The 6,879-nt window shown below is 44.5% G+C and carries 6 protein-coding genes and 2 pseudogenes; all 8 read left to right on the forward strand.

Annotated elements, in window-relative coordinates; all coding sequences use genetic code 11:
• Positions 1 to 485: 485 nt before the first annotated feature.
• Positions 486 to 1,157 carry a succinate dehydrogenase/fumarate reductase iron-sulfur subunit gene (locus VXK47_RS15990; protein WP_435549784.1) on the forward strand — a complete coding sequence of 224 codons (672 nt, stop codon included), beginning with the start codon at positions 486 to 488 and terminating at the stop codon, positions 1,155 to 1,157.
• A 22-nt stretch (positions 1,158 to 1,179) separates the two neighbouring features.
• Complete coding sequence (locus VXK47_RS15995; protein WP_435549785.1) at positions 1,180 to 2,898, forward strand: FAD-dependent oxidoreductase; 1,719 nt, start codon at positions 1,180 to 1,182, stop codon at positions 2,896 to 2,898.
• 52 nt (positions 2,899 to 2,950) lie between these two features.
• Positions 2,951 to 4,297, forward strand: a complete 1,347-nt coding sequence (locus tag VXK47_RS16000; protein WP_435549786.1) for a UbiD family decarboxylase — start codon at positions 2,951 to 2,953, stop codon at positions 4,295 to 4,297.
• Positions 4,298 to 4,361: 64 nt separating this feature from the next.
• On the forward strand, positions 4,362 to 4,850 hold the full coding sequence (locus tag VXK47_RS16005) for a pyridoxamine 5'-phosphate oxidase family protein (protein WP_435549787.1): 489 nt from the start codon (positions 4,362 to 4,364) through the stop codon (positions 4,848 to 4,850).
• Positions 4,851 to 5,108: 258 nt separating this feature from the next.
• A complete protein-coding gene (locus VXK47_RS16010) occupies positions 5,109 to 5,375 on the forward strand; it encodes a helix-turn-helix domain-containing protein (protein WP_435549788.1) in 267 nt (88 codons plus the stop codon).
• Between the two features lie 265 nt (positions 5,376 to 5,640).
• Positions 5,641 to 6,126, forward strand: a pseudogene (locus VXK47_RS16015) (IS630 family transposase); the annotation flags it as partial.
• A 430-nt stretch (positions 6,127 to 6,556) separates the two neighbouring features.
• Complete coding sequence (locus tag VXK47_RS16020) at positions 6,557 to 6,700, forward strand: hypothetical protein (protein ID WP_435549789.1); 144 nt, start codon at positions 6,557 to 6,559, stop codon at positions 6,698 to 6,700.
• Positions 6,637 to 6,879, forward strand: a pseudogene (locus VXK47_RS16025) (IS3 family transposase); the annotation flags it as partial. The gene VXK47_RS16020 and the pseudogene VXK47_RS16025, both read left to right, overlap by 64 nt.

Below are 6,879 nucleotides of genomic sequence, written 5' to 3' on the forward strand. Positions count from 1 at the left end.
AGGTATTGTCAAAAACTCGGCATTTATTGCCTTTTGTGGTTCTCCAATGAAAATCGGAGCCCTTAAGTCCGCTCTATTGCCGGGATTTCAACTGTTGACCTGTTTAACAAGCCGCCTTTAATCGTTTTGAAATTAGCTCTCCCAGCTTTACTTTACGGGCAGGCTATGCCTATACAAGCGAAAGTGTAACCCCGGACGATGGAGTATTTCCTTACATCCCCTCTACTACAGGGGATTCCCACAATCTTACTGCCGGTTTTGGATATATTTGGGAGGATTTTCTTATCGATTTTGGCTGGTCTCACCACCTGGATGTAGAGGACAAAACCGGACAATCCCGGATTGGGGAAGACTACGAAAATTCCACCCTGGGGTTTGGAGATAACCTTTTCGTGATAACCTTTACCTGGACCTGGCCGGGATGAGACGTGTCGTCCATGGAGTTTAAAGGTGGAATGTAAGAAATTTGAACGAGGAGAAAATACATGAAAAAGATCAGGGTAAAAATTTTCCGGCATGATCCAGAGGAAACAGATAAGAACGGGTGGCAAGAGTTTGCGGTTGATGTGGAAGAAAAGAGCACGGTGCTGGAGGCTCTGATGCGGATTTATGACACACAGGATTCTTCCTTAGCTTTCAATCATGGATGCAGAGCCGGCAACTGCGGCCTTTGTGCAGTAAATATAAATGGACATCCCCGCTATGCCTGCACCAGCAAGATAACTGCCAATGCAGACATATCTCCTCTCCGGCATCTCCCTTTAATAAAAGATATGGTCTTCGACCGGGCCGCCTTTTTCCGTGAATTGGAAAAGTTTAGGCCTTATATAGTAAGAAAAAATGAGCCGGAGGCAGAGCCTGAGATATTATTGCAACCCCTGGAGCATGACCGGTTGATGAGCTGCCGTGAATGTTTTGCCTGCCTTTCTTCCTGCCCTAGATACGACTACAGGGATAAGTCCTTTGGGGGGCCGCTCGCTTTTGTCAAGCTTGCCCAGCTTCACTATGATGTCCGTGATTCCCTGGATCGGGTTTCCCAGTCTCGCGAGTTGGGAATTCTTAATTGTGCGGACTGCGCCGGTTGCGCCTGTATCTCCGGCATCCCTATTAAAAGAATTGTTATCCGGCCGTTTTTGGCATTGCTTGGGAAACATTAATAATTTATAAAGGAGCAGCACAATGGTGGAAATGAGTTGCGATGTTTTGTGTATCGGGGGAGGAGGCGCCGGGGTTACCGCCGCGATAACGGCCAGCGAAAAGGGCACCGATGTCATTCTGCTTTCCAAGGACCATATCGGCTACGGCAACACCAGGATTATCGGCGGTATCATGGCCCAGGGCGATGTTGAGACAGACAGGAAGGGAGAAAATTTTTTCCGGGACATGGTCGTGGGTGGGGATTACTTGAACAATCAGAAGCTATGCCGCGTATTGGCCCAGGAGGCCTATAATGCCCCGATCCTGCTGGAACGTTTTGGCGGTATGGTAAAAAGGGACGGCAAGGGAATAATTTCCCCGGAAGTGCTGCTCCAAGTGGGGGGACATACCTCTCCCCGCAGCCTGATTCTCCCTTCAGCCGGCCCGGGGGTGGGACAGGGGTTGTGCTACGGGGTGGCCCGGAGGAAAAACATTAGAACCATAGAAAAAACCATAGTGTTTGACCTTCTTAAGGAAGGGGGGAAAGTTTTGGGGGCAGTCTGCTATCAGCTCACCTCCGGGGAAATTATTGTTGTCAAGGCCCAAAAGACAATTTTAGCCACCGGCGGCGGCGCTTGGATTTATTATCCTCACACAGATACCTCACGGGTTGCCACCGGCGATGGTTTTGCCCTGGCCCTGCATGCCGGCGCCAGGCTGATCGATATGGAGCAGGTTCAATATATTCCTTTCACACTTACCCATCCTTTGGGCATGTCGGGCATTGTTGTCGGGGAACCATTTACAGCCGGTCCTGCGGGCGTATTAAAAAACGTGAATGGCCGTGATATCCTCCCAGGGGTGGCCTCAAAGACCAGGGCGCAAGTGGCGAATGCTATTATCCTGGAAGTTGAGAAGGGCAATGGAACAAAATACGGCGGCTGTCTGCTGGATCTTAAGGCCAATAAAGATCATCCCCAGGGGAGCATTCTTTATCGTCATTATCGGGAGGGGGTCTTTAAGCCTTTTACCGACCTTGTCAGGATTGCTTATGGAAAGGCAGCGGCGGAATGGGAAGAACCATGGGACGTCTATCCCGCAGGCCATTTTTTTATGGGCGGGATTGTCATAAATGAATGGTGTCAAGTCGAGGGTGTTGAAAACCTCTATGCCTGCGGCGAGACAGCAGGCGGCATCCACGGCGGAAACCGCTTGGGATCGGTGGCGATGACAGAATTGTTTGTTTTTGGTAAACGGGCGGGTGAAAAGGCCGCCGAGGACATTAGTGACCATGCCTGCCAGGAAGTAGACAGGACGTTGATTAATGACCATGTGGAGAAATTAAGGGGCATGATCGGCAGGAAGGGCAAATATCGAGTCATTGAATTAAAGCGGGAGTTGCAAAAAACCATGTGGGAAAAGGTAGGCCCTGCCCGGGAAGAAGAAAAACTCAAAGCAGGGCTTGAGATTTTTTCGTTCATAGAAGAAAAATTTAAGGATATAACCATCTCGGGGGCGTGCAAATATAATACTGAACTGCTCGATGCCCTGGAATTGAGGTTTATGTTGCCGGTTGCAAGGAGTGTAGCTCTGAGCGCCCTCGCCAGGCAAGAATCGCGGGGAGCACATGTTAGGATAGATTATCCCGAACGGGATGACCGGTCATGGCTGAAAAATATCGTGGTGGAAAAAAATGACAAAGGAGAAATATTTGCCCGTACACAGGCAGTAGAGTTGTCTTATCTCCGTCCGGGAAACTAATTTAAAGTAGTTAGGTGTTTTACAGAATACTAATAATAAAGAAGGAGTGAATATGGGATATCGGGATTTAAGGGACTTTCTGCAAAGGCTCAAACAGGAAGGTGAACTTATCGAAATTGAGGAGGAATTGGACCCCAAATATGAAGTGACGGCAATATTGGAAAAATTAGGCAAGCAGGAATCGCCCGCCGTACTCTTTAAAAACGTTAAGGGTTATAATATTCCTGTCGCGGGGAATTTGCTGGGAAGCAGGAAGCGGCTGGCTTTAATACTTGAAACAACAGTGGAAGGTCTGCACGAGGAGTACCTGAAGAGAAAGTCTCGCGGAATTCCTTCCCAACTGGTATCCCATGCTCCGGTAAAAGACATAGTAGTCCGGGACAATATAGACATTATGTCGCTTTTTCCTGTCTTAACAAACCATGAACTGGATGCGGCTCCTTATATTACCCAGGGGCTCGTATTCATGAGAGACCCTGCTTCAGGAAGAGTAACGGTAGGAGTCCACCGGTTACAGGTTAAGGGTAAAAATTGCCTGTGTATTCAACTTGTGAGCCGCACCTCCACGGAATTTTATAGACATGCCGAAGAAAAAAACGAACCCCTGGAAGTAGCCATTGCTATTGGAGTTGATCCGGCCTTGTTGCTGACGGCTGTTACTTGGTTTCCTTTCGGCGACAAAATAGAATTGGCAGGAGGATTGCGTGGAGCTCCTCTGGAACTGGTGAAAGGGGAAACAGTAGGGCTGAGTATCCCTGCGCATGCGATGATTGTGCTGGAGAGGAAGATTCCCCCTTTTGTGCGGGAAACCGATGGACCTTTTGGGGAAAGTTCCGGGTATTATACAACCGTCCAGAGCCCGGTGGTGGAAATCCAGGCCGTTTGCTGCCAAAAAGATCCCATTTATGCTGTCTTCAAACCCTGGTCTATCGAAGATGATTTAATTCTCAATATTTCCTGGGCGGGAGAGGGTTTCAAAAAACTTAAGAACGATCTTCCGTCCCTGCAGGGCTTAAAGCTAAGTTGGAATGCTTCCACGGCGATTATCTCCATCAAGAAAAGAAACGAGGGGGAGGCCAGAAGGGCGATTTATCTGGCCTTGATGAATAATTTCTATATCAAGCAGGCAATTGTTGTCGATGATGATGTGGATATATATAATCCCAGAGAAGTAGAATGGGCGATCGCAACGCGGTTTCAGCCTGACAGGGATTTAGTGGTAATCCCGAATGTAGAAGCAAACCCCCTTGATCCTTCTGTGAGGGATGGGATTATTGGCTCCAAATTTGGTATTGATGCCACGAAACCCCTGGGAGAAGAGGATAGATTCAAAAAGATTGGTGTCCCGCCTGTTGCGGAAAGCAAAGCGAGAAAGATTCTGGAACGGTATAATTTATAAGCGGTTGCGAGAAAATAGGGTACCGGGTCTGGATATACAACAATTCTTAACAAAAATAGGCTAAATGGAAGCGACGGAATTAAAAAAAATCATTTTAAATTATTTGGAAAGCCATCATACTCTCTCCCTGGCAACGGTTGGGGAAGGCTTACCGCACGCCGCAACTGTTTTTTATGTGAATATCGGGCTTGATCTGTATTTTTTAAGCAGCCCGACCAGCCGCCACGGCATTAATATGTCTCACTGTGCCCGAGTGTCGGCAACCATAAACGAAGACTATGCCCAGTGGCGGCTCATCAAGGGGATTCAGCTGGAGGGCTTTGTTAAGACAGTGAGCGGAATCTGGGAAAACGGACGGCTGGCCATCGCCTTTATAAAGAAGTTTCCTGATGTGGCAGATTTTTTTTCACCGCGGAAGCTGGGGGAAAAAATATTGAGCAAAGTTGAAAAGGTGAAAATTTATGAACTTACTCCCACCAGAATATATTTCATCAATAATGAATTTGGTTTTGGCCATCGAGAGGAATTGATTCTGCCGATTTCGCGGCCCTGAGTAACCCCCGGCCCAGCAGGCATTCTAACGGATTTTCGCCCACCAGACTGTGTCACAATTAAGCATATCATATTGTTCTTTGACAAGAAAATATTATAGCATTTCTCAAAAATATGTTCGTTTTGGGACAAGAAGTAAGTTGGCAGGCAGTGGCCGATAATATGTTTATTTGTAATAATAATTATGTAGCATAAAAATTATTGAATTTATTAAATAAAATTCTAGATATTTTTGTTGTTTTATGCCATATCATTATTTATGGCACGGCATTTAAATACACCTAACCCGGAAAATGCATATATTACCGAACTCAAAGAAACAGCAAGAGTGGGTACTAGTGAAACAGCAGTGCGATGTACTGCAATACAAATGCTTTTGGTTGGTATTCCTCGCGAACATGTTTGCAAAGCCTTAATAGTAACCCAGCGAGCTTTACAGAAATGGATTAAAGCATTTAATGAATGTGGAATTGATGGACTGATCGCCAAAAAAAGGCCTGGCCATACAGCTATTTTAAAAGGCTGATCAAGCCGAAGAATTATCGGAATTAATAATAGAAAACCCGGATATAGCAAAAAGGTCATTTTGGACTGCTAAAGCCTTTCATGGTTATATATCGATAGAATGCAGCTATCAGACGGCAGTACGTTTTTTTCATCGCCAAGGATTTGCACTCAAATATCCACGGCCTTGGTCTGATCGCCAGGATCAAAAGATAGGAGGGGCATTTTGTCAAAAAGTATCAGAATTATTACAGCAGGATAATGTAGACATTTGATTTGCAGATGAATCAGGTTTTGAGGGTGACCCACGTCCCAGAAGACGTTGGGATAAAAAAGGCAAGAAAACAAAAGTAACAAGAAATGGTAACCATCTGAGGATGAATGTTCTTGGTATGGTTTGTCCCCGAACAGGACAATTTTTTGCCATAGAGGCTTCACATTCTGATTCGATAACATTTCAGGCATTTTTAGATGAAGCTGACAGGATGATAGATTTTCATAGAAGCAAAAACATTTTGATTTTAGATGATGCCAGCTGGTATCATTGCAAAACATTAAAGTGACACGGATGGCAACCGGAATGTCTTCCGCCATATTCACCTGATTTAAATCCTATAGAAAGAATATGGCTGGTTATGAAAGCAAACTGGTTTAATAATTATGTCTGTAAAAATGTTGATCAATTAATTGAAAGGCTCGATATGGCTATACTCGATATAGTCAATAATCCAAATACAACTCGAAGTACTGCTGCAATCGGAATGTTATTCTGAGAAATGCTATATATAGAAAATAAATAAACTAAATGACTCTAATCTTGGAATTATAATTATACAATTAAACAATAGTTTGTTGTATTTGTTGTATATTAATTATCTGTTATTGCATATTATATTCTTTATATAGACCGACAAAAGACAAAAGTAGATTAAATAGAATTCTTAATGAGATGCTACTTGATCAATGTATTGATCGATTCGTTGGTACATTTTTTGCTATATTCTTTTAAAGAAAGCAGCGATATCAGAAAAAAGGCACGAAGCAGGCACTTTATTGGTAGGACCGCAAGACTACCTGTACAACTTGCCAAACCGTCAATTTAGACTTGATAAGCCTGTATAGCCTGTCTTTGTGGGGACGGACATCCAGAACTTATTGAATAATTGGATACCGGCTTGCATCGGTATGACTTGTGGATTTTTTATGAGATCATCAATAGATATTAAAGAGCGTGTCGGAATTCTTGAGAAGGCTGCAGTTCTGGTGAAGAGTAAGAGCTCAGCAGCCATTACTATGCTTCAGTTTATAGAAAGTTGTTTGAACAGTTTGGTATGGAGCCTTCAATGAGCCGTAAAGGCAATGGTTACGATAATGCTCCGATGGAAAGTTTTTGGGGCACACTCAAGAATGAGCTTGTACATCATCAACATTACTATACCAGAATGGAATCGATTCAGGAAATTAGAGAATACATAGAAATTATTTATAACCGTCAAAGGCGTCAGGCCAGACTTGGATATTTGTCT

The organism is Desulfobacterium sp. N47, assembly GCF_051233685.1.
Taxonomy (GTDB): domain Bacteria; phylum Desulfobacterota; class Desulfobacteria; order Desulfobacterales; family RPRI01; genus RPRI01.